This is a genomic window from Ruegeria sp. THAF57, from assembly GCF_903914075.1.
Lineage (GTDB): Bacteria > Pseudomonadota > Alphaproteobacteria > Rhodobacterales > Rhodobacteraceae > Ruegeria.
In genome coordinates this window covers 276,542-301,894 of sequence record NZ_CAIWNQ010000004.1, presented here as the reverse complement: position 1 = coordinate 301,894, position 25,353 = coordinate 276,542, and the positions used below count along the sequence as shown (strand labels likewise).

Sequence of the window (25,353 nt, the reverse complement as noted above, 5' to 3'; positions counted from 1 at the left end):
GACAGGGCGAGGGCATGAGCGATTCAATACCAGTATCCGAGCTGACAGAAGAACAGGCCCGATCCGAACTTGCACGGCTGGCCCCGCTGATTCTACAGGCCAACACACTGTACCACTCGGAAGACGCGCCCGAGATTTCGGACGCCGAGTATGACAGCCTCAAACAGCGAAACGCTGAGATTGAACGCCGCTTTCCGCACCTGAAAAGAACGGACAGCCCATCCGACCAGGTAGGTGCCCGACCTTCTGATGGGTTTTCTAAGGTTTCCCACGCCGTCCGGATGATGTCTCTTGGAAATGCCTTCAGCGAAGAAGACATCGTCGATTTTGACCGCTCAGTTCGCAAGTATTTGGGTTTGTCGGATACGCAGCCACTGTCCTTTACGGCGGAGCCAAAAATAGATGGTCTGTCTCTATCGCTGCGATATGAAAAGGGAACTTTGGTTCAGGCTGCGACCCGAGGGGATGGAGAGGTCGGCGAAAACGTGACTGCAAATGCGCGCACGATTTCCGATATTCCCCAGAGCATATCAGATGCACCTGATATTCTTGAGGTCCGGGGCGAAGTTTACATGTCGCACAAAGATTTTGAGGACCTGAATGCACGCCAGGAGGCTTTGGGTGACAAACTTTTTGCCAACCCGCGCAATGCCGCTGCGGGATCTCTCAGGCAACTGGATTCGGCAATCACCCGGTCGCGCCCGCTCAGGTTTTTTGCCTATGCATGGGGCGAATTGTCCGAACCTTTGGCCGACACGCAAATGGGCGCAATTGAACGTTTGGCAGGTTTTGGGTTTTCGACCAATCCACTGACCACCGTTTGTGACACCAAGGACCAGATCCTGAACCACTACCGAAGTATCGAAGCGCAGCGCGCAACGCTTGGGTATGACATTGATGGCGTCGTTTACAAAGTGAATGACCTGTCTTTGCAATCTCGGCTTGGATTCAGGTCCACGACCCCCAGGTGGGCAATTGCTCATAAGTTCCCAGCAGAACTCGCTTGGACTCGGCTTGAAGCAATTGACATTCAGGTTGGCCGAACAGGGGCGCTCAGCCCGGTCGCGCGCCTGCATCCGGTAACGGTCGGCGGTGTTGTCGTATCGAATGCGACGCTCCACAACGAAGACTACATCGTAGGGCGCGACGCCAAGGGTGGGATCATCCGGGACGGCAAGGATTTTCGCATCGGCGACTGGGTTCAGGTTTACCGGGCAGGTGATGTCATTCCCAAACTTGCGGATGTCGACATTTCCAAACGCCCGGTTGACGCAGAACCTTATGTGTTCCCAACGACTTGCCCAGAATGCCAAAGCGACGCGGTGCGCGAGGAAGGCGACGCCGTAAGGCGCTGTACAGGAGGCATAATCTGCCCAGCCCAAGCCGTTGAGAAGCTGAAGCACTTTGTCTCGCGTAAGGCATTCGACATCGAAGGTCTGGGTGCCAAACAAATTGAGATGTTCTATGACGACCCGGATCTTCCGGTCAGAACCCCGGTTGATATCTTCACCCTGCAAACCCGCGACGCCGCTAACCTGAACAAACTGGCGAACCGCAAGGGCTGGGGCGCGCAAAGCGCTGGTAACCTGTGGGCTGCGATTGATGAAAAGCGGGACATACCGTTCGGACGCCTTTTGTTTGCGCTGGGGATCCGCCACATGGGCGAAGCTGCGTCCAACTTAATCGCCAACCATTATGGGTCCTGGGACGAGTTCGAGGGCGCCATCACCGCCGCCGTGGATTTTGTCGGTCCTGAATGGGAAGACTTGCTGGCCATTGACGGGATCGGAGAGATCATGGCCCGCGCTTTGGTTTCAGCATTTGCCCAGAATGCCGAGCGGTCGAGCATCGACGCTCTGGTGGCGCAGTTGAACGTACAGGAAGCAACCAGACCCGACACCTCGGGCAGTCCTGTGGCTGGTAAAACGGTTGTCTTCACCGGCACACTGGAAAAAATGACCCGAGCCGAAGCCAAGGCACGGGCCGAATCCTTGGGTGCGAAAGTGTCCGGGTCGGTCAGCAAGAAAACCGATTTGCTCGTGGCTGGTCCGGGTGCCGGATCAAAGGCGAAAAAGGCGGCGGAATTGGGCATCGAAACGCTGGACGAAGACGGCTGGCTGACCCTGATCGGCGCGTCATGAGCAGCAGGCCCGAAGTCCTGTTCCCGCTGTTTGCCGGGCTAGAAACACTGGAAGGAGTGGGCCCCAAGACCGCGCAAACCCTGGTTCAGGCCGGGGTTGAAGCACCCCGGGATGTGCTTTTCGGTTTGCCCTATGCGGTAATAGATCGGCGTCGAAGGGACACAATCCAAGGCGCTGATCTTCCGACGACCCTGACAGTTGAGGTGACGGTGGGGCCGCACAGACCGCCGCGCAATAAAGGTGGCGCTTACCGTGTTCACGTCGAGGATTCGCAGGCAGATTTCCAACTGGTTTTCTTCCATGCACGCGGGGAATATTTGAAAAAGGTTCTGCCCGAAGGATCGCGACGGGTGATATCGGGCAAGCTTGAGCTGTTCGACGGTATAGCCCAGATGGTTCACCCCGATCATATGCTTCCGTTGGAAAGCGCCCGCGACATACCGGAGTTTGAACCGGTCTATCACCTGACTCAGGGGATAACGCAAAAGACGGCTTACAAGGCAGCTCGAAGCGTATTGTCCCGTGCGCCGGAACTGGCTGAGTGGATTGATCCGACGCAAGTCACCAAGCAAGAGTGGCCTGACTGGGCAACTGCAGTCAAAGCAGCCCACAACCCACAAGGCGCGGATGATATCGCAAGCCATGCCCCTACAAGACAACGCTTGGCCTATGATGAGTTGTTCGCTCATCAGATGACCCTCGCCTTGGCCCGGCAACGGGAGCGAAAGGCGAGGGGCGTTGTCAGTGTTGGAACAGGCGCGCTTCAATCCAAGGTTCTGGCGAGCCTTCCGTACAAGCCAACCGGCGCGCAGATGCGGGCAATTGATCAGATCGCGGCGGATATGGCCTCGGACGCGCGGATGAATCGTCTGTTGCAGGGGGATGTCGGTGCCGGCAAGACTCTGGTGGCATTCATGGCGCTGCTGGTCGCGGTCGAGGCCGGAGGGCAGGGCGTCATGATGGCTCCGACCGAGATACTTGCCCGTCAACATCTTGAAGGACTGCGCCCCCTTGCCGAAGAAGCCGGGATTGTTCTGGAGATACTGACAGGACGCGATAAAGGGGGTGAACGGCGCAACAAGTTGGATGCACTAAAAAAGGGTGACATTCAAATTTTGGTCGGAACCCATGCGGTCTTCCAAAATGACGTGGAATTTCGCGACTTGCGACTGGCGATCGTGGATGAGCAGCATCGATTTGGCGTTCGGCAAAGGATGGAACTGTCCGAAAAAGGACGTGGTGCCGATGTGTTGGTCATGACGGCGACGCCTATCCCGCGCAGTCTTGCGTTGGCCCAATATGGCGACATGGACGTGTCTGTTCTGGATGAAAAGCCTCCGGGCCGCAAACCCATCAAGACGGCTGTTGTCAGCACAGACCGTATGGAAGAAGTGATCACTCACCTTCGGCGGGCGATAGACGAGGGGCGGCAATGCTATTGGGTGTGCCCGCTGGTTGACGAGTCCGAAGTATTGGACCTCACAGCCGCTGAAGAGCGTTTCAAGCAGTTGCGCGCAATTCTCGGGGATAACGTGGTGGGTTTGGTGCATGGCCAAATGCCACCAGCGGACAAAGACGCGGCGATGAAAGCGTTTCAGGAAGGTCAGACCAAGGTTCTGGTCGCGACTACTGTTATCGAAGTCGGCGTAAACGTTCCCAACGCCACCATCATGGTCATCGAGCGAGCCGAGATCTTCGGTTTGGCGCAATTACACCAACTGCGCGGCCGTGTCGGTCGTGGAGAAGCGGATTCGACCTGCTTGTTGATGTACCAACCCCCGCTGAGTGAAGGGGGGCGAAAACGCCTGGAAGTTCTGCGCGAGACCGAGGATGGATTTCGGATATCCGAAACAGATCTGCAGATGCGCGGTGCCGGAGACCTTATTGGGACGGCGCAATCCGGGTCACCCAAATTTCGGATCGCTGATCTTGAGCGGCAAGCAGGTCTGATGGCCATCGCGCAAACGGATGCCAGAGCTTTTCTTGCGAAAGACCCAAAACTAAGCTCGGATAGGGGGCAGGCTGTGCGCGTTCTTCTCTGGCTGATGAGACAGGATCAGGCGATCCGTTTGATATCAGTGGGTTAGAGAGTAATTTCCCTTTAGTTCACAAATGTTCTCAAAAAGTTCTTTACCGACTCGGCAAAATATGAGAACAAAAGGTCAACAAAGGATTAAAGCTCTGACCGGAGGTGACCCATGTTAACCCAGATAAAGACCGCCATCACCCGCTCACAATCTACGATTTTGCAGGACGCAGCCGGTGCCGTTTCTTTGGTGGTTATTCTGATGGTTGCCCTCCACCTGCCCGGAGCGTTCTAACCTTTTCTGCCTGCGATCTCGTGCCGACCAAACCCGCGCTGTCATCCCCATCTCAGTCAAGGGTGACCTGCCTGTCCCAATTCCCTTGAAGGGGCCTTGCCTCGGCCCCGTGCGGACCTCCGGACCCACACGAGAAACGCACATCCTGCCGCCGCCCTTTCCGCCCGGAAGGTGCGGCGGTTTTTTTCTACAATTGCCCGGTTTTCATTATTTCCAGCATCGCCGACAGAACAGAGTTCACGGCGACAGAGGCCAATATCATCCCCATGACACGGCTGATGATCGCGGCTCCAGAATGGCCAATCAACCGAATGATAGGCTCGGCCAACAGCATAAGCACAAATGCAATGGCCACGACCGAAATCATGACAAGCGCCGTGATTCCCTGGTCAGCAACGCTGTATCTATTGTTGTCCGTCAGAATGACGATGGCCAACATGGCGCCGGGCGATGCCAAAGATGGAACCGCCAGCGGAAAAATGGCCGGGTTGTGCTGGTGCATCTTGTCTCTGATATCTTCCTCGGCGGCGCGTTGTTCGGTGTCCTGCTTGCTTTCGCCAAAAATCATGGTCAGCGCGAACAGGAACAGAATAATGCCACCTGCAACCTGAAATGAGTTCAGCCCGATATCCAGCGCCTCGATCAGCAATTGCCCGAAGACTAGAAAGAACAAAAGAATTCCAGCGCTGATAATTGACGCAACCAACGCCATCTTGCGCCTTGCTGCAGCCTCCAGCCCGGTGGTAACGGCAATGAAAACGGGGATCGTGCCGATGGGATCAATCACAACCCAAAGCGTGACGAAATGTTCCAGCAAGTTGTTCAAATCACAAACTCCCCCTGATTTCGCAGGAGGTTAGACTGAATTGCCGGAAAAAACTATGGTTACGCGCAGTTTGCTTGTTCAGCCTGTTCCATCGCTTCGGCCGTTGCATCCAAAGCAAGTAGAATCGAGGCATGGCGGTTCTTGTATTCGCGGGCAGGCATCAAAACCTCCAACCCGTCAAACGGGGCATCAGGGGCAGGGCCATCCTTTTTGAGCATATCGGCCAGTTGATCGCGCGCCGTTTCTATCTGCGCTCTGGTCGCGCCAACAACAGCGCCCCCGACAACGGCGGCCGATGCCTGACCCAAGGCACAGGCTTTCACATCCTGCCCAAATTCCGCAACACGTCCATCCTGAACCTTGACATCAACGGTCACGGTCGATCCGCAAAGAGGCGAGCGTTTCTTCACCGTCGCGTCCGGATTCTCAAGCCGGTCCAAATGGGGAATATCCGACGCCAGCGCCAGAATTCGGCCAGAGTATAACTTTATCAGGTCATTATCGCCGGACATGACTTCCCCTCGTTGACTGTTACTCATACATAGTGAGCATCCACCCGGATGCAAAAGGTTTTTATGATGCAAACACGCGCCACATTCGACCCGACCACTTTGAAGTATAACGATGCGGGTCTTATCCCGGCCATTGCTCAGGACGAAACCTCGGGCGAGGTGCTGATGATGGCGTGGATGAACGCGGAAGCCATTGAAAAAACGCTGGAAACAGGCCGCGTCACCTATTGGTCGCGTTCACGTCAGTCGTTTTGGATCAAAGGGGAAAGCTCTGGCCACACGCAGGAGTTGGTAGATTTCCGTGTGGATTGTGACCGTGATTGCCTGCTTGTTCTCGTAAATCAGACCGGCCCAGCCTGTCACACAAATCGGCGCAGCTGTTTTTATACTGCCGTTCGGGGCGGCGACGAGATCGAACTAATGTCACCTATGACATAAACCCACCATCGCCCTTATATCCGCTGGGGTCTGGCCGTCGGCTCGGTACTTTGCGATCGCGCGCGCATCGTCGCGTTTCGCAAGCCGTTTGCCGGTGTCATCACGGATCAATTTGTGATGGTGGTAAACCGGAGAGGTCAAGCCAAGTAGAGACTGCAATAGAACGTGGATCCGTGTTGCCTCAAACAGATCCTGCCCGCGCACCACATGACTAATGCCCTGTTCCGCGTCATCCAATACAACCGACAGGTGGTATGAAGTGCCCATATTCCTCCGGGACAAAACGACGTCACCGATCGTTTCGATCAATTCTTGCCCGCTGAAAGAAATCCACCCGGTTTCTCCTTCTGGCCCCGCTCCATCTTCTTGAAACCCTGCTGATTTTCCAAACAGATCAACTGCCCGGTGCACCGCCGCTTCCATGTCCAATCTCAACGGGACGGTTCGAGGCATCGGTCCGGTTCTATCCGATTTACCCTTGCAAGTACCCGGGTAGATTATCCCGTCTGGCCCAAGCAAGGGGGCACCTTCCTGCGGTGCTCCAACGGCTGCAGCAATATCGCGGCGATTGCACGTACAAGGATAAAGCAGTCCGTCATGCCAGAGCGCTTCAAGCGCGTGCTCATACACATCCAGCCGCAAAGATTGTCTCGTAACCGGCGTAGGCCAAGTAATTCCAAGCCAGTGTAAATCGTCGAAAATCTGGGTTTCCCATTGCAGGCGCGAACGTGCGCGGTCAATGTCTTCTATCCTGAGAAGAAACGAACCCCCATGCGATGCGGCCATATCACAGGCCAAAAGCGCCGAATACGCATGTCCAAGATGCAGGGGACCCGTCGGAGAGGGCGCAAACCTAGTTACAAATGTCACGACTTTTCAACAATATAGACGTCCGACTTGAGGTCCATGCCCGGCAGATGAGGGCCATGCTCACGAAACAGCAAACGTGTCGCCCCCATGTCCAGCCAATCGTTCAGGCGACAGGTATAGGCGTGATCTGCAAGTGTGTGATCGTTGAATGAAAACGCCAGCAGCCCCCCTTTGGGCAGAGCATTCATCAGCAGATCAAATGTCTCGGGCGGCGCGGCGCCGACGCTGATGACGCCAATGGCGGCAATCGCCTTGTACGCACCTTTCTGCAAGGGGTTTGGGTCGGCCAGATCGAACGTCGACAACCGTCTGTAAACGCCCTTGGCCTCTGCGCCTTCTAACATCTTTGGTGAAGGGTCTACGCCGTCGATGACCCTGAACCCAACAGCATGCAGCGCCTCGCCGGACAAACCAGTGCCACAGCCATAGTCCAGGACAGGTGTCTGAGGTTCGGGCATATGCGACCAAAGCGCCTCGGCAACGCGACCAGGGGTGACATAGCCATGGGCAGCCACTTCGGAATCATATGACGACGCCCATTTCTGATAGTGCGCGCGCGTAGCTTCAGGTGTGTCCAGCCCATACGCGTCTTTTAGGTAATCGTCGTTCATGCCCGTATGTTAGGCCGCTGACACGGGCTGCGTCCAGTCAGCAATGTGATAGCCACGCGGACCATTCGGCCTTGGCACGGTCCGTGTAGGCCTTGTAACGATCTTTCCGCCCCCTGCGGCCCCCTTTGAGGCCATCAACAGGACGAAACAGGCCGAAATTTACGTTCATGGGCTGAAACGTCTTGGCTTCGGCCCCGCCTGTAATGTGGTGAATCAAGGCACCCATGGCGCTGTCCTGCGGGACCGTCGGCATATCCTGCCCAAGGATTTCCGCGGCGGCCAGACGCCCCGCCAGCAATCCCATTGCCGCACTTTCCACATAACCCTCAACACCAGTGATCTGCCCGGCAAATCGAATGTTGGGCTTCGACTTCAACCGCATCTGCGAATCCAAGAGCGTGGGTGAATTGATGAAAGTGTTCCGGTGGATACCACCCAGGCGCGCGAAGCTTGCATTTTCCAAACCCGGGATCATCCGGAACACCTCGGTCTGAGCACCGTATTTCATCTTGGTCTGAAAGCCCACGATGTTGAACAGCGTGCCAAGCGCGTTGTCGCGCCTAAGCTGAACAACCGCATGGGGTTTCACATCGGGCTGATGCGGGTTGGTAAGGCCAACGGGTTTCATAGGGCCATGTCGGAGTGTCTCGCGCCCGCGTTCAGACATAACCTCAATCGGCAGGCAGCCGTCGAAATAGCCAGCGGTTTCGCCTTCGTGAAACTCGGTCTTGTCGGCGGCCAGCAGCGCGTCAATGAACGCCTCGTACTGATCCTGATCCATTGGGCAATTCAGATAAGCGGTGCGTTCTTCCTCGGTCTCGCCTTTGTCATATCGCGACTGCATCCATGCCTTGCTCATGTCGATGCTGTCTGCATATACGATCGGTGCGATCGCGTCGAAAAACGCCAATGAGTCCGCTCCGGTTTCCGCGCGGATCGATTCTCCGAGTGCTGTCGATGTCAAAGGCCCCGTCGCAAAGACCCATTTGCCGTCATCGGGCAGGGCGGTCACTTCCTCTTCGGAGATCCGCACACGGTCATGCGACTTGAGCTTTGCGGTAACGGCCTCGGCGAATGGGTCACGATCGACAGCAAGCGCACCCCCGGCTGGCAAACGGTATGCATCGGCTGTAGTCATGATCAAACCGTTTGCAGCGCGCATTTCCCAATGCAGCAACCCAACCGCATTTTGTTCGTCATCGTCCGAGCGGAACGAGTTCGAGCACACCATCTCGGCCAGGTTGCCGGTTTGGTGCGCAAAGGTGCCAACTTTGGGCCGCATTTCGTGGATGACCACGTCAACGCCCATTTCCGCTGCTTGCCAAGCTGCTTCGGACCCGGCCATGCCGCCGCCCACGATATGCAATGTCTGTGTCATGAGCTGCCACATAGGGCAGAGCGCACGCTAACGCAAACGACTGTTATTCAGAGAACAGATAAAAGGAGAGGTTTTTTTGGGATCGCCGCTGCGGGAATGTCAACGCCAGTGAGAGAAACCAGCTCGGAGGGACCTTCCGCCCACGGCGACCCAAAAGTATATGTAAGGCCTTAGCCTTGTCTCAGCATTGCCACAGTGTCGCCCTTTTGAAAAGTCCAAAAATACGAACAGTGGCGAAAAAAGTATAATATAGTCGCCTTATTGATCCCAATTTGGGGGTCTTTTTTCGATAAATGCGGATATTCCTTCTTCGGTATCCCGATGCAACATATTCTGTGCCATTACCTCACCCGTATACGCATAGGCTTGTTCAATGGGCATTTCCAGTTGCTGATAAAAGGCCTGTTTCCCGATTTTCACCGCTGATCCAAGCTTGGTCGCCAGTTGATTAGCCAGCGCCTGTGTCTCGTGCTCCAGCAGCATTTCTGGCGCCACGCGATTGACCAGACCCAGTTCAGACGCCCGTTCCGCCGAGATGAAATCACCGGTCGTCAGCATTTCGAAAGCACGCTTGCGCGGGATATTTCGGCTGAGGGCCACCATCGGCGTTGAACAGAACAAACCGATATTCACACCGTTGACACCAAACCGCGTCCCTTCGGCAGCAATCGCAAGATCGCAACTGGCAACCAATTGGCAACCCGCAGCCGTCGCAATCCCATGCACCTGTGCAATCACAGGCTGAGGAAGGCATTGGATCGACAGCATCATTCGGGTGCACTGGGCGAACAAGTCCTGAAAATACGCCTTTCCGCCATCTTCAGCCTGACGGCCAGCGGTCATCTGCTTTAGATCGTGGCCAGCGCAAAACCCTTTCCCGGCCCCCGAAAGGATAACGACGCGAATAGAACTGTCTTCTCGAAGCGCATCAAATTCCGCTTGCAGAGCGGCAAGCATTTCCTCGCTGAGGGCATTCAGGCGATCCGGCGCGTTCATCTTCAGCCTGGCAACGGCACCTGTGTCGCTACGTTCCAGAATTCCCATCTTGCCCTCCGATCTGATGTGAGGCCAACTCTAGGTCGGCAATTCGAGGAGGGGAAGTATGTCGTTGGTTTTGAACCGCGAAGAGCTGTCGGATTACATGGCGCAGGTGTTTCCGCAGGTACAGGATGACTTTGTCGTTGAAGACGTGACTGAAGATACGATTGTCATGCGACTGGTCGTCGAAGACAGGCACCTGAGGCCGGGCGGAACCGTATCGGGGCCCTCGATGTTCGGCTTGGCTGACGTCTGCGTTTACGCGCTCATCCTTGCGCGAAAGGGGCGATTGTCCCTTGCGGTTACAACGGGATGCTCGATGGACTTCATGCGCAAGCCAGATGGAGACAAGGACATGATTGCCCGTTGCAGGTTGCTAAAGCTTGGAAGGACTTTGGCGGTCGGAGATGTGCTTATGTACTCGGTAGGTTCGGACAAGCCGGTTGCCCGGGCCACAATGACGTATTCCCTTCCGCCGGAAGGGTCTTCAGCCGAATCTTTTGGATAAAAAATGGCCGGGCGAACCCGGCCAAGGAAGAGGTCCCTTATGGGACTGGGGAAAACCTATCCGTGCCAGAACGGACGATTGATCTCGCGGTCTGCCTGATGCCGGGTCAGCCCGACATCACGCAGCATCCGATCATCCAGTTTTGACAAATTGACCCTGCTGCGGCGTTGACGTTCCCACTTGGTGACAGTCGCCGCAAACCGCACGGCCAGCGCAGCGATCAAAGGCAGCCGAGGGCTGTCGTTCAGCAGCAAAAGGGCGGGGGTGTGCATTGCGCGTGTCATAGTGGGTATCCTTTCAATTGTATTGACACAAACGTAATATGTTCGGTATATTCACTTGATACATTCCCAATTGTGTCAAAATCAAAGGAAGAATTGTAATGGATACAATTTGGCCAGAGTCACTGCCAAAATCCAAAGGCCCCAAGTATACACTGGTGGCCGACACAATTCGAAAAGCAATTGATAACAAGTTACTGGACGTTGGAACCAAGCTTCCGCCGGTCCGTGAATTGGCGTATCGGTTACAAATCACGCCAGGGACCGTTGCACGAGCCTATACAATTTTGACCGATGAAGGATTGTTACAAGCCGAGGTAGGGCGCGGTACATTCGTGGCCCCTCCGAAATCACCGATTCTGGACGATGTCTGGGCGCGGCAATTGCATCTGCGGGATGGCAAATACAATACCAATGTCAGTCTGTTCAGCCCGCGATTGGCAGATGTGGGGCAGGTAACCCTTATCCGGGAATGCCTTAACAAGGTTTCGCAGGCAGATCCGGGGCTGTTCCTGAACTATCCGACCCGCGACTCCTATCAACCCGTTCGACAAGCTGTGGTCGAATGGTTGTCGGACCTGCCGTTGGGGGCGCTGTCACATGACGACATTGTACTGACACATGGCGGCCAGAACGGGCTTTGCCTTGTGTTTCAAACCATTTTGCGTGGACCTAAACCTGTCGTTCTGGTCGAAGACCTTTCCTATGCTGGGTTTCGGCGCGCGGGAGAGTTGATGCGTGCCGAAGTCGTCGGCGTGAAAATGGACAAGTGGGGAATTGATCCCCAAGCAATGGAACAAGTTTTGCGCCAAACCGCCGCGCAGGCCGTTTGTGTTTCGCCCGAGGTGCAGAATCCAACCGGCGCTCATGCTCCGCTGGAGCGGCGCAAGGAAATCGTGGAAGTCGCCCGCCGCTTTGATCTGCAAATCATCGAAGACGACTGCTATCGCATGGGCGACGCACGCGAACCCAGTTACCGCGCACTGGCGCCGGAACGCGGGTGGCATGTCTCGTCAATCTCAAAAACACTGACACCGGCATTGCGGGTTGGCTTTGCGATCGCGCCGCGGGAACGAAGTGTCGATCTACGTCGATCTGCGGAATACGGGTATTTTGGCCTTGCACAGCCTCTGGCGGAATTGACTCGGTTACTGTTGTCAGACCCAAGAACCCGACGGATCGCACAAGACGTGCGTCTGAAGATGGGTGAATATGTGCGCGTTACTGTCAACGCTCTTGGCGGTTTCGACCTGAGCTGGGCGCCGGATGTGCCATTTGTCTGGCTGAATTTGCCATCAGGCTGGCGCGCTGCTGCCTTCAGCCGCGCAGCCGAACGGGAAGGCATACAACTGAGGTCGGCCGACGAGTTCGCATTGCGTGACGGGCGCGCCCCAAACGCGGTACGCATTGCAATGAACGGCCATGTCTCTCTGGAACGGTTTGAAGAGGCAATGCAGCGGCTGAGATCCCTGTTGGACAATCCACCCGAGCAAATCAGCGTCTAACTATGGGGTAAAATAATACCTATTTTTTAAAGCATTGTTATTGAAGGATTTTATTCCAATTTGCGTTGTTGACGTGCACCACGCACCCCTCTAAATACGCTCCATCGAATTCGGGCCGCTCCGCCTTGGGGCGGTCTTTCACATCAAACAGGACTATCCTGCCATGAAAACCTTTTCTGCAACACCTGCAGACATCGACAAGAAATGGATCCTGATCGACGCCGAAGGCGTTGTTCTGGGCCGTCTTGCCTCGATCGTCGCCATGCGCCTGCGTGGCAAGCACAAAGCGTCGTTCACACCCAATATGGACATGGGCGACAATGTCATCGTGATCAACGCTGACAAAATCCAGATGACCGGCAAGAAGCGCGAAGAAAACTTCTACTGGCACACGGGTCACCCGGGCGGCATCAAATCCCGCACCAAGCAGCAGATCCTCGAGGGTGCACACCCTGAGCGCGTCGTGACCCAAGCGGTTAAGCGCATGCTGCCGGGTAACCGTCTGGCGCGTCAGCAGATGACCAACCTGCGCGTTTATGCCGGTGCCGAGCACCCTCATGAGGCGCAAGCGCCCGAAGTTCTGGACGTTAAGTCCATGAACAAGAAAAACACCCGGAGCTAATGACCGATGGCTGATCAGATCAATACTCTCGAAGAGCTGAGCGCCGTCGCAGGCGTTGAAACCGTAGCCGAAGAAGTCATCGCACGTGAGCCCGTGCGTGACGAACTGGGCCGCTCCTACGCCACCGGCAAGCGTAAAGACGCTGTTGCCCGCGTTTGGATCAAGCCGGGTTCCGGCAAGGTCACCGTCAACGGCAAAGACCAGGACAAGTACTTCGCTCGTCCCGTTCTGCAGCTGATCCTGCGCCAGCCTTTCCAGGTTGCCGGTGTAGAAGGTGAGTTCGACGTTGTTGCAACCGTCAAAGGCGGCGGCCTGACCGGTCAGGCCGGCGCGGTCAAGCACGGCATCTCGAAAGCACTGCAACTCTATGATCCGTCGCTGCGTGGCGCACTGAAGGCCGCTGGCTTCCTGACCCGCGACAGCCGCGTTGTGGAACGTAAGAAATACGGTAAGCGCAAAGCGCGTCGTTCGTTCCAGTTCTCGAAGCGTTAATCGCTGCGAATATCGAATTGGAAAGGGCTCGCGTCTGCGAGCCCTTTTTCTTTGGAACGGTTATTCTTCGTAGACTTTCTTCCAGACACCGTTGTCAACAACACTGACATAGACAGTATCCGCTCCCTGATGATCATCGGGACCATAGGTGATCTCATTCCCAACCAACTCATCGGTATAGTTCAGTGACTCCATCGCGGCGATAAAGCTGTCATGCGTCAGATCAGGTCCTGCGGCCTCGAGCGCCTTGACCATCATTTCAGCCGCTGCGTAGCCAAGCATCGAAAAACCTACAGGGTCTTCACCGGTTGCGGCTTTGTATTCCTCGATAAAGGCGGCAGGGGCAGGTTCCTCCGCGCGCGCCCACAGGTCCTGCCACGAGGCTGCGGCATAAAACCCGTCGGTCACTCCGCCCGGTACCTGAGCGACCACGGTCAGGAAACTGGCCGATGTGCCGAGGAATTTCATATCCTCCAAACCCATCTTCTTGGCTGTTCCGACGACTGTGATCACCTGACGGACCCCCAAGGCCATCGTTACAATGTCGCAGCCTTCTTCCTTGAGCTTGCTGAGCGATCCCACAAAATCGGTTTCATCCGGCTTGTGCGTTGTCTCAGCCGCGAACTCTATTCCGGCTTCTTCGGCACCGGCCTTGCTGCCTTCTAGAATTTCTTCACCAAAATCCGTGGGCAGGTACATCGTACACACCTTCTGCGACCCGAATTGGTCGGCGATGTATTTCACACCCACACGGCTTTGGTCATAGTAAGTCGAGAAGGACGTGAATTTGTTCTTCATCGGCTCTTGCAACATCTGTCGCGCGGCGGTCAGAGGGGCAACATTCGGAATACCCTTTGGATCCAATAGCTTGAACCCTGCAAGATTCATTGGTGTGCCCAATGATTGCATCATCGCAAAGACCTTGTCCCGGTTCAGCAGCTTGTTATAACCCTGCATCGCGCGCGGCATCTGATAACCGTTGTCTTCAACGACAAACCGGATCGTGCGCCCGTGCACGCCACCTTCGGCATTCACGCGATCAAACACCACGTTGGCCCCCTTGGTGGACGGCACTCCAACCGCAGCGAAAATACCGCTCAGATCATTGACCGATCCGATGACGATCTCATCATCTGTCACGCCCTGAGTTTGCGCGCTGGCGAATGTCGCCGAAGCGGTCAGCGCAGTAGCTGCAGCCATCCGTTTGATCAGAGTCCTCATGTTTTTCCTCCCTTTGGGTAATCCCTTGTCTATTTGTACATGTCTTCAATAAGGTGCCCGTGTTTCTTTTCGACAAAGCTGCGCTTAAGTTTCATGGTCGCAGTAAGTTCGTCGTCATCTGCTGTCAGCAAAACGTCGATCAGACGAAAATCCTTGATCTGCTCTACGCGCGCGAACTCTTTGTTGACCTCTGCAACTTCTGACGCGATCTGATCCTTCACGTCGGCAGCGGCACACAGAGATGCAAAGTTAGAGAACGGAATTTTTCGATCCTGCGCAAACTTCTCGACATTTTCCTGATCTATCATGATCAGCGCCGTCAGGAACTTTCGCTTGTCACCGATCACCACTGCGTCCGAGATATAGTGGCTGAATTTCAGACGACTTTCGATCTCGGCCGGGGTGATGTTCTTGCCGCCTGCGGTAATGATAATGTCCTTTAGCCGGCCTGTGATGGAAACATAGCCTTCCTTGTCAATCTGCCCTATGTCGCCGGTTTTCAGCCAGCCATCGGCCGTAAATGTCTCGGCGGTTTTTGCGTTATTACGCCAGTATCCTTGAAAGACGTTCAAACCTTTGATCTGGATCTCACCTTCGTCTGAGATGCGAACATCATTGCCGGGGACCGGTTTGCCAATCGTACCGACTTTATTGTCGTCGATGGTATTCAGCGTCGCCAAGCCAGAGGTCTCCGTCATCCCGAAACCTTCGACCAACGGCACACCAATGGCCCAATACCACTTGAGCAGATCGGTCGAGATTGGAGCGGCCCCACTACCGCCCCGTCGCATTTTGTCCATGCCGAGCATTCGGCGAAGGTTGCGCAGCACAAGGCGGTCCCACAGCCAGAATTTTGCAGCCACACCTGCAGGAACGGGTTGGCCGGACAGAATGTACTCTGCCCGGGCAAGCCCCGCCTTCAACGCCATCCCGAAAGCGGCACGGCCAGCAGGGGTTGCATCCTGCGTCATGATCTGGACCTGAGAATATACTTTCTCCCATACGCGCGGAACCGCGGTGAAGGTCGAAGGAGAAACCTCTTGCAGGTTCGAAAACACAGTCTCGGGGCTTTCTGCGAAATTAACCACGCACTTTGCGGCCAAAGGGAAATACACGGACACATCCCGTTCCAGGATATGGCACAGCGGCAAGAAACACAGTTGCTCATCCGTTTCATGGGTTGGCAGAGAATTGGCGCCACACTCAATGGCCGCCAGAACATTTTCATGGCTCAGCATTGCCCCCTTGGGGGCGCCCGTCGTACCCGAAGTATAAACCAGTAGCGCCGTGTCCTGCGGTGATGCCAAGGCGATTTCGGCCTCGAACCGATCAGGGTCTTCAGCCTCGGCCTGACGCCCGATGTCGTATAGGGCGTCGATCATCATACATCGGTCGTGGTCCAGATCGTGCAAGCCCTCATCCTCAAGGATGATGACGTTCAACAGGCCCGGAACTTCGGTTTCGATTTCTAAGTATTTGTCCAGTTGCTCTTCATTCTCGACCACCAGAAACCGGCTATCGCTGTCATTCACCAAGTACTTCAATTGGTTGGCGGAATCAGTTGTATAGACCCCCGAAGCGATCCCGCCCACGCATTGAATGCCCATATCGAACCAGGCCCATTCCTTGCGGTCCTCGGACAGGATCGAGACAACCTCACCCCGTTGCAAACCCAGCTTGCGCAGGGCGAGTCCGATCCACTTTGCGTGTTGCCAGTAATCAACCCAGGAATAGGCTTTCCAGATGCCGAAGTCCTTTTCCCGATGCGCCGTGCGCGGACCCAGATCGGCACAACGTTTCTGGAATAGCTGGCTGATGGTCTGGCATTCATCCACCAGCACGGGGCGTTGGCCGGGAGTGGCGTTGAATTGCACGCCGTTGATCTTGGTCTGAGGGGGCAGGGTGCTGATATTCATTCCACTCACCTCCAGGTCTTTCTGCGTTTCCAGCGGCGGTTTTCCCGCGCGCCTTCTTCCTCAACGCCCAAATAAAAGTTCTGAATATCTTCGGATTTCATCAAGACATCTGCGTCGCCATCCATCACGATGCGTCCGACTTCCATCACGTACCCATGATGCGCCAGTTCCAGCGCAGCATTAGCGTTTTGTTCGACCAGCATCATGGTCATGCTCTGCTCGTCATTAAGGCGTTTGAGGATTCCGAAAATCTCCTGCACCAGTAGGGGCGACAACCCAAGTGAGGGTTCGTCCAGCAGCATGATCCTCGGGTTCGCCATCAGCCCGCGCCCGATGGCAAGCATCTGTTGTTGCCCGCCCGACAGGGTTCCTGCCTCTTGACTCCGGCGCTCTTTGAGGATCGGGAAGTACGAAAACACCAGCTCGCGATCATGGTCGATCTGGCCCTTGTCTGTTGCCGTATAGGCCCCGAGGCTGAGGTTCTCGTCCACGGTCAACAGGGGGAACACCTCGCGCCCTTCGGGGACGTGGACAATGCCTTTCTGCACGACCTTATGTGGTTCGGACCCTTGGATTTCGTCGCCGTCAAAGGTGATCTTGCCCTTTTCAGGGTCCATCACGCCAGACACGGTTTTCATCAGCGTCGTCTTGCCCGCGCCATTCGCGCCTAGGATCGAGACGATCTGCCCCGGATGCACGTCCAGCGACACGCCGCGAATGGCCATGATCGGGCCATAGAAGCTTTCGACATTGCGGATGGTCAGGATCGGCGCGCTCATGAGGCTTTCCCCAGATACGCTTCGACCACCGCCGGATGCGACTGGACCTGCGCCGGAGTGCCAAGCGCCAGCATCGCGCCATCGGCCATTGCCAACACCCGGTCGGACACGCCCGAGACCAGCCCCATATCGTGTTCGACCATCAGCACCGTGATCCCCATCTGTCGCCGGATATCGTCGATCCACCAACGCATATCCGTCGTCTCCTCGACCGACAGGCCCGAGGCCGGTTCGTCCAACAACAGCAGCTTGGGATCGGTGGCCAATGCACGGGCGACCTCGACCACTTTGCGCACCCCGTAGGGTAGGCCCGAGATCATCTTGTCGCGGTACGCTTGAAGGTCGAGGAAGTCGATGATCTCTTCGACCTTTTCACGGTTCTCGACCTCTTGCCGCCGGGCCGAGGGCAGGAACAGTACCTCGGACAGCAGGTTGGTTTTGCGGTGCCGATGCCGCCCGACCAGCAGGTTCTGCAACACAGTCGCATGTTCGAACAATTCGATATTCTGAAACGTCCGCGCCACGCCATACGCTGCCACGCCCGAGGGCTTGACCTGCAGCAGATCATGCCCGTCAAAACGGATCGACCCGGCAAACGGATCGTAGAACCGCGAGATCAGGTTGAACACGGTCGATTTGCCCGCGCCGTTGGGGCCAACGATGGCAAAGACTTCGCCTTCCTCAACCGCAAAGGACAGGTCATTTACCGCAGTCAGGCCACCGAATTTCAGGGTCACGTTCTGGAACTCAAGCAAGCTCATCTCAGGCGCTCCGTCTTGAGGTAAGATTTCTGACGTTTGAACATGTCCTTGCGGTAGAAGGGGAACAGCTCGAACCATGTGCGGATTTTCAACCAGCGGCCATACATGCCCATCGGTTCGAACAGGATGAAGGCGATCAGGATCATGCCGAAGATGCCGAACTCCAACCCTGGAATTGCAACAGTATTGCCGCCGAACAGAGCGCCCACATATTCCTTTGAGATCGACAGGAATTGCGGAAGGAACCCGATAACAATAGCGCCAAGAAATGCACCGTGGATCGAGCCCAACCCGCCGATCACGATCATCATCAGCAGTTGAATCGAGATCACAACGCTGAAGGTTTCGTTGTTGAACGCGCCCGAGAACATCCCCATCAGCGCACCCGCCCATCCAGTGACGGCGCAGGATAGCGCGAATGAGATCATCTTGGTCCGCGCGATATCCACCCCCATCGCCTGCGCCGAAACTTCAGAGTCGCGCACCGCGATAAAGCTGCGTCCCAAAGGGGCACGCAGCAGATTAATATAGCCCAGCGTGACCAGAACCGTAACGCCCAAGACCAGCCAGAAGAATTGAACCGGGGTACCCCAACGGTCGATCGTCAGGCCAAAGATATCGACGCCTCCGATGAACTTACCGCCGACACCGCCCGTAAGAGGCTCGGCCAGTACGATCACGTCATCCATCAGAATCGACAGTGCCATGGTGAAGATCGCGAGGTAAATACCGTGCAACCGCAGGGCAGGGATGGCGACCGTCACGCCCGCGATCCCGGTTAGGATACCGGCCAACGGGAAAGCGATCAGGAAGGGCACTCCGGCCTCGAGAAGAATGACATTGGCATAGCAGCCAAAAGCCAGAAACGCCGCGTGGCCCAGACTGACTTGCCCGGTGTGGCCCGTCAGCACCATCAGGCCCAGACCGGCGATGGCCCAGATCAGGACGTTCGTCAGCTCACCCAGATAGAAGTCGTCCAGCCACCACGGAGCCGCTGCCACCACTGCCAGCAGAGCAAGGTAGAGGCCAAGCTGGTAGCCGTCTTTCCAAGGTCGGATGTCCTGCATGTAATTGGTTTTGAAAACAATCCGCATATGCCTAGACCTTTTTGACCCGAACCTGACTGAACAGCCCGTTGGGGCGGAAGATCAGCACCGCCAGCAACAGCGCATAGGGTGCAATCTGGCTGTATCCTGCAGCGATATAGCGGCTGGCAAAGGGCTCGATCACGCCGACGATCAATCCTCCGGCCAGCGCACCGGGTAGGCTGCCGAACCCGCCGATCACAGCCGCGGCAAACGCCTTGATCCCCAGTAGGCCCGTGGTTGGATCGACCGAACCTTTGGCGGCAAACAGGATTCCCGCGATACCGGCGACCACGCCAGCCAGCCCCCAGATAAACCCCTGAACACGTTTGACGGGGATACCCATGTAATAGGCCGCCAACTGGTTTTGCGATGCCCCCTGCATCGCCAGTCCCAGCTTCGTTCGGCTAAAGAAAATATAAAGCCCCCAGGTCAGCAAGACTGTAACGACGATAACCGCAACATCCTCCATCCCCAGCACGAGGCCACCAAAACGGACCTCTTTCCCGGCCAAAGGGTTCTGAAGCGTTTGTGGTTCATGCCCCCAGATCAACCCAGCCGCAAACCGGATCACGAAGCCCAATGCAATGGTCAAGATCACGACCGCCGTTTGGCTTTCGCCGAACAGTCGTCGGATGATTAACCGGTCCAGCAAATACCCCAGCGCACCCATGATCCCCAAAGAGATCGGCAACGCCATCCAGAAAGGAAGCCCCATATACTCGGTGTTTGTAAGCCCGATGGTGACAAATGCCCCTAGCATCATGAAATCGCCTTGCGCGAAATTCACAGCCTCGGTCGCCTTATAAATCAAAACAAAGCCAAGAGCGATCAGGCCATAGACACAGCCGTTCGCCAGCCCGCTGATCAACAGCTGAGCGTTGTCCAAGTTCACCTCCCATAACCGGTTCAACCGGTATTTTTGGCGCTCCGAACCTCCTCCTTTGTTCAGAGCTTTGTTCTACTATGGCGCGATTATCACCTTGCCGTCACCCTTTTTCAGCGCATCCGCCAGACCCGTCACCACGTTCCTAAGTGGAAGCCGTTGCGATACATCCGTTTTCCAGCGACCGTCAGCGAAACGCGCCTGCACTTCACCAACAACGCGCATCTGATCCTCAGGCGGGGTCGAGGTCATCCATTTCGTCAACCAAAACCCTTCGATCTGCTTTCCCATAAAAATTAGCTGGCCGGTCTGCGTCAGCGCAGGGGTTTCCGTGCTGAGCTTGCCATAACAAACCCAACGTGCACCGTTGGGCATGGCGCAAAAAATCTGCTCGGATATCTGGTCAGCAACTGCGTCCAGAAAAACCCGTGGCTTCAACTCAGAACTCAACTTGGAAAATTTCTCCAGCATCATTGGATCCGAGGTAACCAACACGTCGTGCGCCCCCAAGGCTTTCAGCGATTCAACCGCATCTGAACGACGAACGATCGCGATGGGCTTTAGCCCCAGGTCGCGCCCCAAACTGCACATCAGCTTACCCAGCTGGCTGGTCGCCGCTGACACGATGAAGGCCTCGCCCGAGTTCTTGGCGATGTCGACCATGGCCATGGCGGTCAGCGGGTTTACGATCTGTGCCGATCCATCCTCGTCACTGACATCTGGGCGCAGCGGAATACACATCAGCGCCTGGGTCACGACATATTCGGCCCAAGCCCCTGCGCCCGCCGCGATAAAAGCCACGCGTTTCCCTTGCAACGCCTCGGCGCCCGTGCCCGTTGCCACGACATCCCCACAGCCTTCGAACCCCGCTGCGGTACCTTTGACACGCGGCTGGCCGTATTCACCTTTGATGAAATGGATGTCCGACGGATTTACAGAAGAAGCCCTCAGCTTGATTAATACCTGACCAGGACCTGGTGCTGGTACCGGTAGATCAGCTTCCGCAAGCCAATCGGCGGCATCATCAATGAATGGTCCTGACGCTGTGTCCGAATAGCCGTCATGCGTCTGAATGACTGCAAACATTTTAGAGGGCAGGGCGGCCATCGCTAATCCTCTTCTTTGGGCGTTCTCCCCACGACGTGCCAAAAATTTTGACAAGACTTCGCGAAAACACTTCCAGGTTCGTGTCAGGTTTTCAGCCAGCCAAACAAAGGTTTCGCGCTACGTCAACTTTGTCGGAGACTTACCTAACGGAACTCCGCCACACGGCTAAAGCATCGGGCCGCCACCAATTTGGCGGCCCGGTTATTTATTGCCCCTGAAGCAGGGCCTGCAATTCCTGCAGTTTTGCTGCGAACAAGTCAGGAGAGGCTTTGATTTCGTCCAGAATGGATATGGCTTTCGTTTTCATATCCTGCGCCAGTGCGCTGTCCTGGACCGATGCAACCATCGCATCATAATCGAAATTTTGCACCGTCAGCGTGCCTTCTTCGATCCAGGAATTCAGCAGGTCCTGACCTTGCTCTGCCAAAGCAGCCACTTCTTCACCAGCTTGATTTGCAAGGTCCGCCGCTGCCTGACCTGCTTGATCTGTTGCGTCAGAGGCCTGTTCCGTAACCGACTCCACAGCGTCACTGACGGCATCACCTGCATCCTGAGCCGCTGATTGCAACCGTTCCGCAGGGGTCGGCTCGGGTTGATTCAAATAGTAGTAGATACCAGCACCAATAGCGGCGACCACTACACCTAACACGATAGTACGCGACATCGAAATCTCCTCAGAATATGTGTAACCGGGATGGCTTAAAGATAGGGATTATCCAAGGGGAAATCCTCGACCACGTCATCAATAAGCGAGATTAAGCTGGGCCACGCCGATCCCATGCGAAACACCGGCAACATCGCGCCACAAAGGCAAAAAAGCGCACAATACGTTTGGGGATAGTGGCGGAGAGACAGGGATTCGAACCCTGGGTGGGCTTGCACCCACAACGGTTTTCGAGACCGCCCCGTTCGACCACTCCGGCACCTCTCCGCGGGGGTCTGTGAGGGGGGGATTTAGTGAGGAACGCGCAGGGGTGCAAGCAGAAAATTCCTGAAATTCAATCTGACGGGATTTTCCATTGCCTGTTGGCGTAAAACGCCTAGGCTCTGATACCATGATACACTCTGCACGCTCTGCCTTTCGGTCGATTTCAGCCCTTGTTGCCACGCTTGCCACACTGTCCCTTCCGGCTGGTGCGGCCGATAGGGACCGGATCGAAGCCTTTCTAACCACCACCGGTTTCGACGTCGCATTGGAAAGCATCGCGCTGGCGTCGGCGTCGGCCCCGCAAATGCTGGGAATTGACCCCGACGGATTCGGCTCGGATTGGACACGCCTGACCGAAGAGGTCTTTGACACCGAAGACATGCACGAAACGGCCGTGTCGATATTGGAACAAACACTCAGCGACGATGCCCTGAACCACGCGGTCGAGTTCTACGCCTCGGATCTTGGGCAGCGGCTGGTCGAGGCCGAGAACGAATCTCATATGATCGAGGATGACGACACCAAGCAGCTTGAAGGTCAGGAAATCGTATCGGGTTTGGTTCAAGAGGGATCGAAAAGGGTGGAAAGCCTCAAACGCATGAACACGGCCATTGACGCCAGCGGAACAGCTCTGCGCGCCCTTCAGGAAATCCAGGTCCGATTCCTTTTGGCCGCCAGCGCGTCGGGCGTCATTGACCTTCAGCTTAGTGCCGACGAACTGCGCCAGATGATGCAGCAAAACGAAATCGGTATGCGACAGGCTTTGCAACTTTCCGCACTGGCAGGCGCGGCGTACACCTATCAAGGCTTTTCCGACGACGAGGTGATCGCCTATGCCGAAGCGTTGGAAGAACCCCTGATGCAGGAAGTATATGAGCTGTTAAACGCAATTCAGTACGAAATCATGGCGATGAAGTTCGAAGTGCTGGCGGTACGAATGGCGGATCTACATCCCGCACAGGATATCTGATGCGCTTCTTGACCGCTATGTTCGTCTCTGTGCTGTGGATCACTCCGCTGAGTGCCGCAGAAAAAGTGGACCGCCTGATGGAGGCGCTGCGCCTGTCCGAGGTTGTCGACATCCTGACAAGCGAAGGCAAAGCGCAAGCGCACACGATGAACGAAACCTTTCTGGGAAACTCAGGCGGTGAGTATTTTCACACCCAGATAGAAGACATCTATGATCCGGACTGGATACAAGATCAGATCTCCATGGCTTTCCTCGAAACCCTGACAGACAGCCAGTTGGACCGCGCAATCGTGTTTTTTGAGAGCGACTTGGGTCAAACGATCGTTTCGCTTGAAAACTCGGCGCGATTGGCAATTCAAGACGAAACCATCAAGGAAATGGCGCAGGACAGCTATTTCGCAATCGACCGTTCCTCGCAATCTTATCGGCTGATTGACGAATACATCAAGGTCAACGACCTGATCGAAAAGAATGTCGAGAGTTCCCTGAACGCCGATTACAACTTTTTCCGAGCGCTCACAGAAGATACAGGCGGTGACGGGACTGACTTGATTGAGCAATTGCTTCTCGACAAAGACAACATTGAACGAGAAACCGTTACGTGGCTCTATTCCTTTCTGCTTTTGGCTTATCAGCCGCTGACCGAGGCGCAGATGCGTGAAAACATTGCTTTCTCACGTACGGACACGGGCCGCGCCATGAATGATGCGTTTTTTCTTGGCTTCAATCGTATGTACGACGATGTGTATTACCGCCTCGGTCTAGCAGTTTCGCATGTCCTGAGCGGATCGGACCTGTAAACCGTATTTGATGTTGACTTTCCTCTTCAATCTATGGATAAGCGCGCATCCCGGCCGGATTTTCCGCGCCGGGTCTCGTTATTATTGACCCAAGGGGATACCCCGAAAGGTCGTCACACAGCCCGAAAAGGGCGCGCTGTTCGAGGTGGCTGAGGCCGTTAATGCCCGCAAGGGGACCATAGAACGCGGTTAGACAAAGGAAAGACGCAATGTTTGCGGTCCTCAAGACTGGCGGCAAGCAGTACAAGGTTCAGGCGGGCGATATCCTCCGCGTTGAAAAGCTGGCTGCCGACGCAGGTGAAAAAGTTCAATTCAACGATGTTCTGATGCTGGGCGGTGACGCTCCGGTTGTTGGCGCACCTTTCGTTGAAGGCGCAGGCGTTCAGGCCGAAGTGATCGAACAGATCAAAGGTGACAAGGTCATCAAATTCGTCAAGCGCCGTCGTAAGCACAGCTCGAAGCGTACCGTTGGCCACCGTCAGAAACTGACTCTGGTCAAGATCACCGACATCCTGTCGTCGGGCGCTGACAAGTCGGGCATCAAAGCTGCAACCGGTTCCGCACCGGCTGGCGAAGCTGCTCCGGCGGCGAAAAAGCCTGCAGCGAAGAAAGCTGAAGCCAAAGCAGAAGCACCCGCTGCTGCTGCTGCCGCTGACGATCTGACCAAGCTGAACGGTGTCGGCCCCGCCGCCGCCAAAAAGCTGAACGACGCAGGTATCGAGAGCTTTGCCGCTCTGGCCGCCTTGTCGGACGAGCAGATTGCTGCTATCGACACCGTCAAAGTGAAACCCGAATGGGTTGAACAGGCCAAAGAACTGGCCAAAGGCTAAGGAGAGAGAGAATGGCACATAAAAAAGCTGGCGGTTCCTCCCGTAACGGTCGCGACTCAGCGGGTCGTCGCCTTGGCGTAAAACTCTATGGTGGCCAAGCTGCCATCGCAGGCAACATCATCGTACGTCAGCGCGGCACCAAGTTCTGGCCGGGCGAAGGCGTTGGCATGGGCAAGGATCACACAATCTTTGCAACTGTTGATGGCGCCGTGAAGTTCCATAAGGGGCTCAAGAACCGCACCTTTATTTCGGTCCTGCCAGTGGCGGAGGCCGCAGAGTAAGCCGAAACCCATAAGGTTTAGAAATAAATGGGGGACCGGCAGAAAATGCCGGTCCCCTTTCTCGTTTTTAACACAGTTTTGACCTATGAGCCCGATGACACACGCAGCAAGCACCATACCACCCCTGTTTCAGGGACGGATTGCCCATGCGGTTGAAGATCGTCTGGGCCGCAAATATCTGATGTGGGCGTTAATTGGTTTCACTGTTGCGTCCGCAATTTACGTGTTGTTCGGAGGAGGAACGCA

At 55.7% G+C, this 25,353-nt stretch carries 27 protein-coding genes and 1 tRNA gene; 12 read left to right on the top strand and 16 right to left on the bottom strand.

The genetic code is table 11. The features are described from left to right. Nucleotides 1-14: 14 nt before the first annotated feature. The 3 genes from ligA to RUESEDTHA_RS20885 all read left to right on the top strand — a co-directional run bounded on the left by ligA (nucleotide 15) and on the right by RUESEDTHA_RS20885 (nucleotide 4,462). Complete coding sequence (ligA, locus tag RUESEDTHA_RS12775; protein WP_180887209.1) at nucleotides 15-2,141, top strand: NAD-dependent DNA ligase LigA; 2,127 nt, start codon at nucleotides 15-17, stop codon at nucleotides 2,139-2,141. Then, complete coding sequence (gene recG / locus RUESEDTHA_RS12770) at nucleotides 2,138-4,228, top strand: ATP-dependent DNA helicase RecG (RefSeq protein ID WP_180887208.1); 2,091 nt, start codon at nucleotides 2,138-2,140, stop codon at nucleotides 4,226-4,228. Before ligA ends, recG begins: the two co-directional genes overlap by 4 nt. A gap of 111 nt (nucleotides 4,229-4,339) precedes the next feature. Continuing rightward, entirely contained in the window at nucleotides 4,340-4,462 is a 123-nt protein-coding gene (locus tag RUESEDTHA_RS20885; protein ID WP_255431719.1) for a hypothetical protein, read from the top strand. A gap of 187 nt (nucleotides 4,463-4,649) precedes the next feature. Here the strand turns inward: RUESEDTHA_RS20885 and RUESEDTHA_RS12765 are convergent, their stop codons facing one another. Further along, nucleotides 4,650-5,288, bottom strand: a complete 639-nt coding sequence (locus tag RUESEDTHA_RS12765; protein WP_180887207.1) for a MarC family protein — start codon at nucleotides 5,286-5,288, stop codon at nucleotides 4,650-4,652. A 59-nt stretch (nucleotides 5,289-5,347) separates the two neighbouring features. Next, on the bottom strand, nucleotides 5,348-5,800 hold the full coding sequence (locus RUESEDTHA_RS12760; protein WP_180887206.1) for an iron-sulfur cluster assembly scaffold protein: 453 nt from the start codon (nucleotides 5,798-5,800) through the stop codon (nucleotides 5,348-5,350). Between the two features lie 48 nt (nucleotides 5,801-5,848). Here RUESEDTHA_RS12760 and hisI point away from each other — a divergent pair, with 48 nt between their 5' ends. Then, nucleotides 5,849-6,238, top strand: coding sequence for a phosphoribosyl-AMP cyclohydrolase (gene hisI, locus RUESEDTHA_RS12755; RefSeq protein ID WP_180887205.1), 390 nt, complete (start codon nucleotides 5,849-5,851; stop codon nucleotides 6,236-6,238). Here hisI and gluQRS read toward each other — a convergent pair. From gluQRS to RUESEDTHA_RS12735, 4 genes are all read right to left on the bottom strand, one after another. Next, nucleotides 6,224-7,108 carry a tRNA glutamyl-Q(34) synthetase GluQRS gene (gene gluQRS, locus RUESEDTHA_RS12750; RefSeq protein ID WP_180887204.1) on the bottom strand — a complete coding sequence of 295 codons (885 nt, stop codon included), beginning with the start codon at nucleotides 7,106-7,108 and terminating at the stop codon, nucleotides 6,224-6,226. The two genes, hisI and gluQRS, sit on opposite strands and share 15 nt — an antisense overlap. Next, nucleotides 7,105-7,719, bottom strand: coding sequence for a class I SAM-dependent methyltransferase (locus tag RUESEDTHA_RS12745; protein WP_180887203.1), 615 nt, complete (start codon nucleotides 7,717-7,719; stop codon nucleotides 7,105-7,107). Before RUESEDTHA_RS12745 ends, gluQRS begins: the two co-directional genes overlap by 4 nt. Before the next feature lie 37 nt (nucleotides 7,720-7,756). Further along, on the bottom strand, nucleotides 7,757-9,097 hold the full coding sequence (gene trmFO, locus RUESEDTHA_RS12740; protein ID WP_180887202.1) for a methylenetetrahydrofolate--tRNA-(uracil(54)-C(5))-methyltransferase (FADH(2)-oxidizing) TrmFO: 1,341 nt from the start codon (nucleotides 9,095-9,097) through the stop codon (nucleotides 7,757-7,759). Between the two features lie 258 nt (nucleotides 9,098-9,355). Further along, nucleotides 9,356-10,141, bottom strand: coding sequence for an enoyl-CoA hydratase (locus RUESEDTHA_RS12735; RefSeq protein WP_180887201.1), 786 nt, complete (start codon nucleotides 10,139-10,141; stop codon nucleotides 9,356-9,358). 58 nt (nucleotides 10,142-10,199) lie between these two features. On the opposite strand from RUESEDTHA_RS12735, the gene RUESEDTHA_RS12730 reads away from it, so the two are divergent. Further along, nucleotides 10,200-10,643: a PaaI family thioesterase gene (locus tag RUESEDTHA_RS12730; RefSeq protein ID WP_180887200.1), complete on the top strand. Its 444-nt coding sequence runs from the start codon at nucleotides 10,200-10,202 to the stop codon at nucleotides 10,641-10,643. 56 nt (nucleotides 10,644-10,699) lie between these two features. Here RUESEDTHA_RS12730 and RUESEDTHA_RS12725 read toward each other — a convergent pair whose 3' ends face one another. Beyond that, entirely contained in the window at nucleotides 10,700-10,927 is a 228-nt protein-coding gene (locus RUESEDTHA_RS12725; protein WP_171121406.1) for a DUF1127 domain-containing protein, read from the bottom strand. A 98-nt stretch (nucleotides 10,928-11,025) separates the two neighbouring features. Here RUESEDTHA_RS12725 and RUESEDTHA_RS12720 point away from each other — a divergent pair, with 98 nt between their 5' ends. The 3 genes from RUESEDTHA_RS12720 (at nucleotide 11,026) to rpsI (ending at nucleotide 13,543) form a co-directional block, all read left to right on the top strand. Continuing rightward, complete coding sequence (locus RUESEDTHA_RS12720; RefSeq protein WP_180887199.1) at nucleotides 11,026-12,429, top strand: PLP-dependent aminotransferase family protein; 1,404 nt, start codon at nucleotides 11,026-11,028, stop codon at nucleotides 12,427-12,429. A 163-nt stretch (nucleotides 12,430-12,592) separates the two neighbouring features. Next, nucleotides 12,593-13,051: a 50S ribosomal protein L13 gene (rplM, locus tag RUESEDTHA_RS12715; RefSeq protein ID WP_039536983.1), complete on the top strand. Its 459-nt coding sequence runs from the start codon at nucleotides 12,593-12,595 to the stop codon at nucleotides 13,049-13,051. Between the two features lie 6 nt (nucleotides 13,052-13,057). Beyond that, nucleotides 13,058-13,543 carry a 30S ribosomal protein S9 gene (gene rpsI / locus RUESEDTHA_RS12710; RefSeq protein ID WP_170388395.1) on the top strand — a complete coding sequence of 162 codons (486 nt, stop codon included), beginning with the start codon at nucleotides 13,058-13,060 and terminating at the stop codon, nucleotides 13,541-13,543. Nucleotides 13,544-13,603: 60 nt separating this feature from the next. Here the strand turns inward: rpsI and RUESEDTHA_RS12705 are convergent, their stop codons facing one another. The 9 genes from RUESEDTHA_RS12705 to RUESEDTHA_RS12665 form a co-directional block, all read right to left on the bottom strand. Next, nucleotides 13,604-14,764, bottom strand: coding sequence for an ABC transporter substrate-binding protein (locus tag RUESEDTHA_RS12705; protein WP_180887198.1), 1,161 nt, complete (start codon nucleotides 14,762-14,764; stop codon nucleotides 13,604-13,606). A gap of 29 nt (nucleotides 14,765-14,793) precedes the next feature. After that, entirely contained in the window at nucleotides 14,794-16,680 is a 1,887-nt protein-coding gene (locus RUESEDTHA_RS12700; RefSeq protein WP_180887197.1) for a long-chain fatty acid--CoA ligase, read from the bottom strand. Nucleotides 16,681-16,685: 5 nt separating this feature from the next. Beyond that, complete coding sequence (locus tag RUESEDTHA_RS12695; protein ID WP_180887196.1) at nucleotides 16,686-17,459, bottom strand: ABC transporter ATP-binding protein; 774 nt, start codon at nucleotides 17,457-17,459, stop codon at nucleotides 16,686-16,688. Continuing rightward, nucleotides 17,456-18,220: an ABC transporter ATP-binding protein gene (locus RUESEDTHA_RS12690; protein ID WP_180887195.1), complete on the bottom strand. Its 765-nt coding sequence runs from the start codon at nucleotides 18,218-18,220 to the stop codon at nucleotides 17,456-17,458. Before RUESEDTHA_RS12690 ends, RUESEDTHA_RS12695 begins: the two co-directional genes overlap by 4 nt. Further along, nucleotides 18,217-19,314 (bottom strand): branched-chain amino acid ABC transporter permease, encoded by a 1,098-nt coding sequence (locus RUESEDTHA_RS12685; RefSeq protein WP_180887194.1) that lies wholly within the window; start codon nucleotides 19,312-19,314, stop codon nucleotides 18,217-18,219. Before RUESEDTHA_RS12685 ends, RUESEDTHA_RS12690 begins: the two co-directional genes overlap by 4 nt. Nucleotides 19,315-19,318: 4 nt before the next feature. Beyond that, nucleotides 19,319-20,194, bottom strand: a complete 876-nt coding sequence (locus RUESEDTHA_RS12680; RefSeq protein ID WP_171121413.1) for a branched-chain amino acid ABC transporter permease — start codon at nucleotides 20,192-20,194, stop codon at nucleotides 19,319-19,321. A gap of 75 nt (nucleotides 20,195-20,269) precedes the next feature. Further along, nucleotides 20,270-21,298, bottom strand: coding sequence for a zinc-binding dehydrogenase (locus RUESEDTHA_RS12675; protein ID WP_180887193.1), 1,029 nt, complete (start codon nucleotides 21,296-21,298; stop codon nucleotides 20,270-20,272). Nucleotides 21,299-21,503: 205 nt separating this feature from the next. Then, a complete protein-coding gene (locus tag RUESEDTHA_RS12670) occupies nucleotides 21,504-21,962 on the bottom strand; it encodes a hypothetical protein (RefSeq protein WP_180887192.1) in 459 nt (152 codons plus the stop codon). A 177-nt stretch (nucleotides 21,963-22,139) separates the two neighbouring features. Then, nucleotides 22,140-22,229 (bottom strand) — tRNA-Ser (locus RUESEDTHA_RS12665). Nucleotides 22,230-22,353: 124 nt separating this feature from the next. Here RUESEDTHA_RS12665 and RUESEDTHA_RS12660 point away from each other — a divergent pair. The 4 genes from RUESEDTHA_RS12660 (at nucleotide 22,354) to rpmA (ending at nucleotide 25,107) form a co-directional block, all read left to right on the top strand. After that, on the top strand, nucleotides 22,354-23,196 hold the full coding sequence (locus RUESEDTHA_RS12660; RefSeq protein ID WP_180887191.1) for a DUF2059 domain-containing protein: 843 nt from the start codon (nucleotides 22,354-22,356) through the stop codon (nucleotides 23,194-23,196). Then, nucleotides 23,196-23,996 (top strand): DUF2059 domain-containing protein, encoded by an 801-nt coding sequence (locus tag RUESEDTHA_RS12655; RefSeq protein WP_180887190.1) that lies wholly within the window; start codon nucleotides 23,196-23,198, stop codon nucleotides 23,994-23,996. Before RUESEDTHA_RS12660 ends, RUESEDTHA_RS12655 begins: the two co-directional genes overlap by 1 nt. Before the next feature lie 209 nt (nucleotides 23,997-24,205). Continuing rightward, nucleotides 24,206-24,826 (top strand): 50S ribosomal protein L21, encoded by a 621-nt coding sequence (locus tag RUESEDTHA_RS12650; protein WP_180887189.1) that lies wholly within the window; start codon nucleotides 24,206-24,208, stop codon nucleotides 24,824-24,826. 11 nt (nucleotides 24,827-24,837) lie between these two features. Continuing rightward, nucleotides 24,838-25,107 carry a 50S ribosomal protein L27 gene (gene rpmA / locus RUESEDTHA_RS12645; protein WP_010440093.1) on the top strand — a complete coding sequence of 90 codons (270 nt, stop codon included), beginning with the start codon at nucleotides 24,838-24,840 and terminating at the stop codon, nucleotides 25,105-25,107. Nucleotides 25,108-25,353 lie beyond the last annotated feature (246 nt).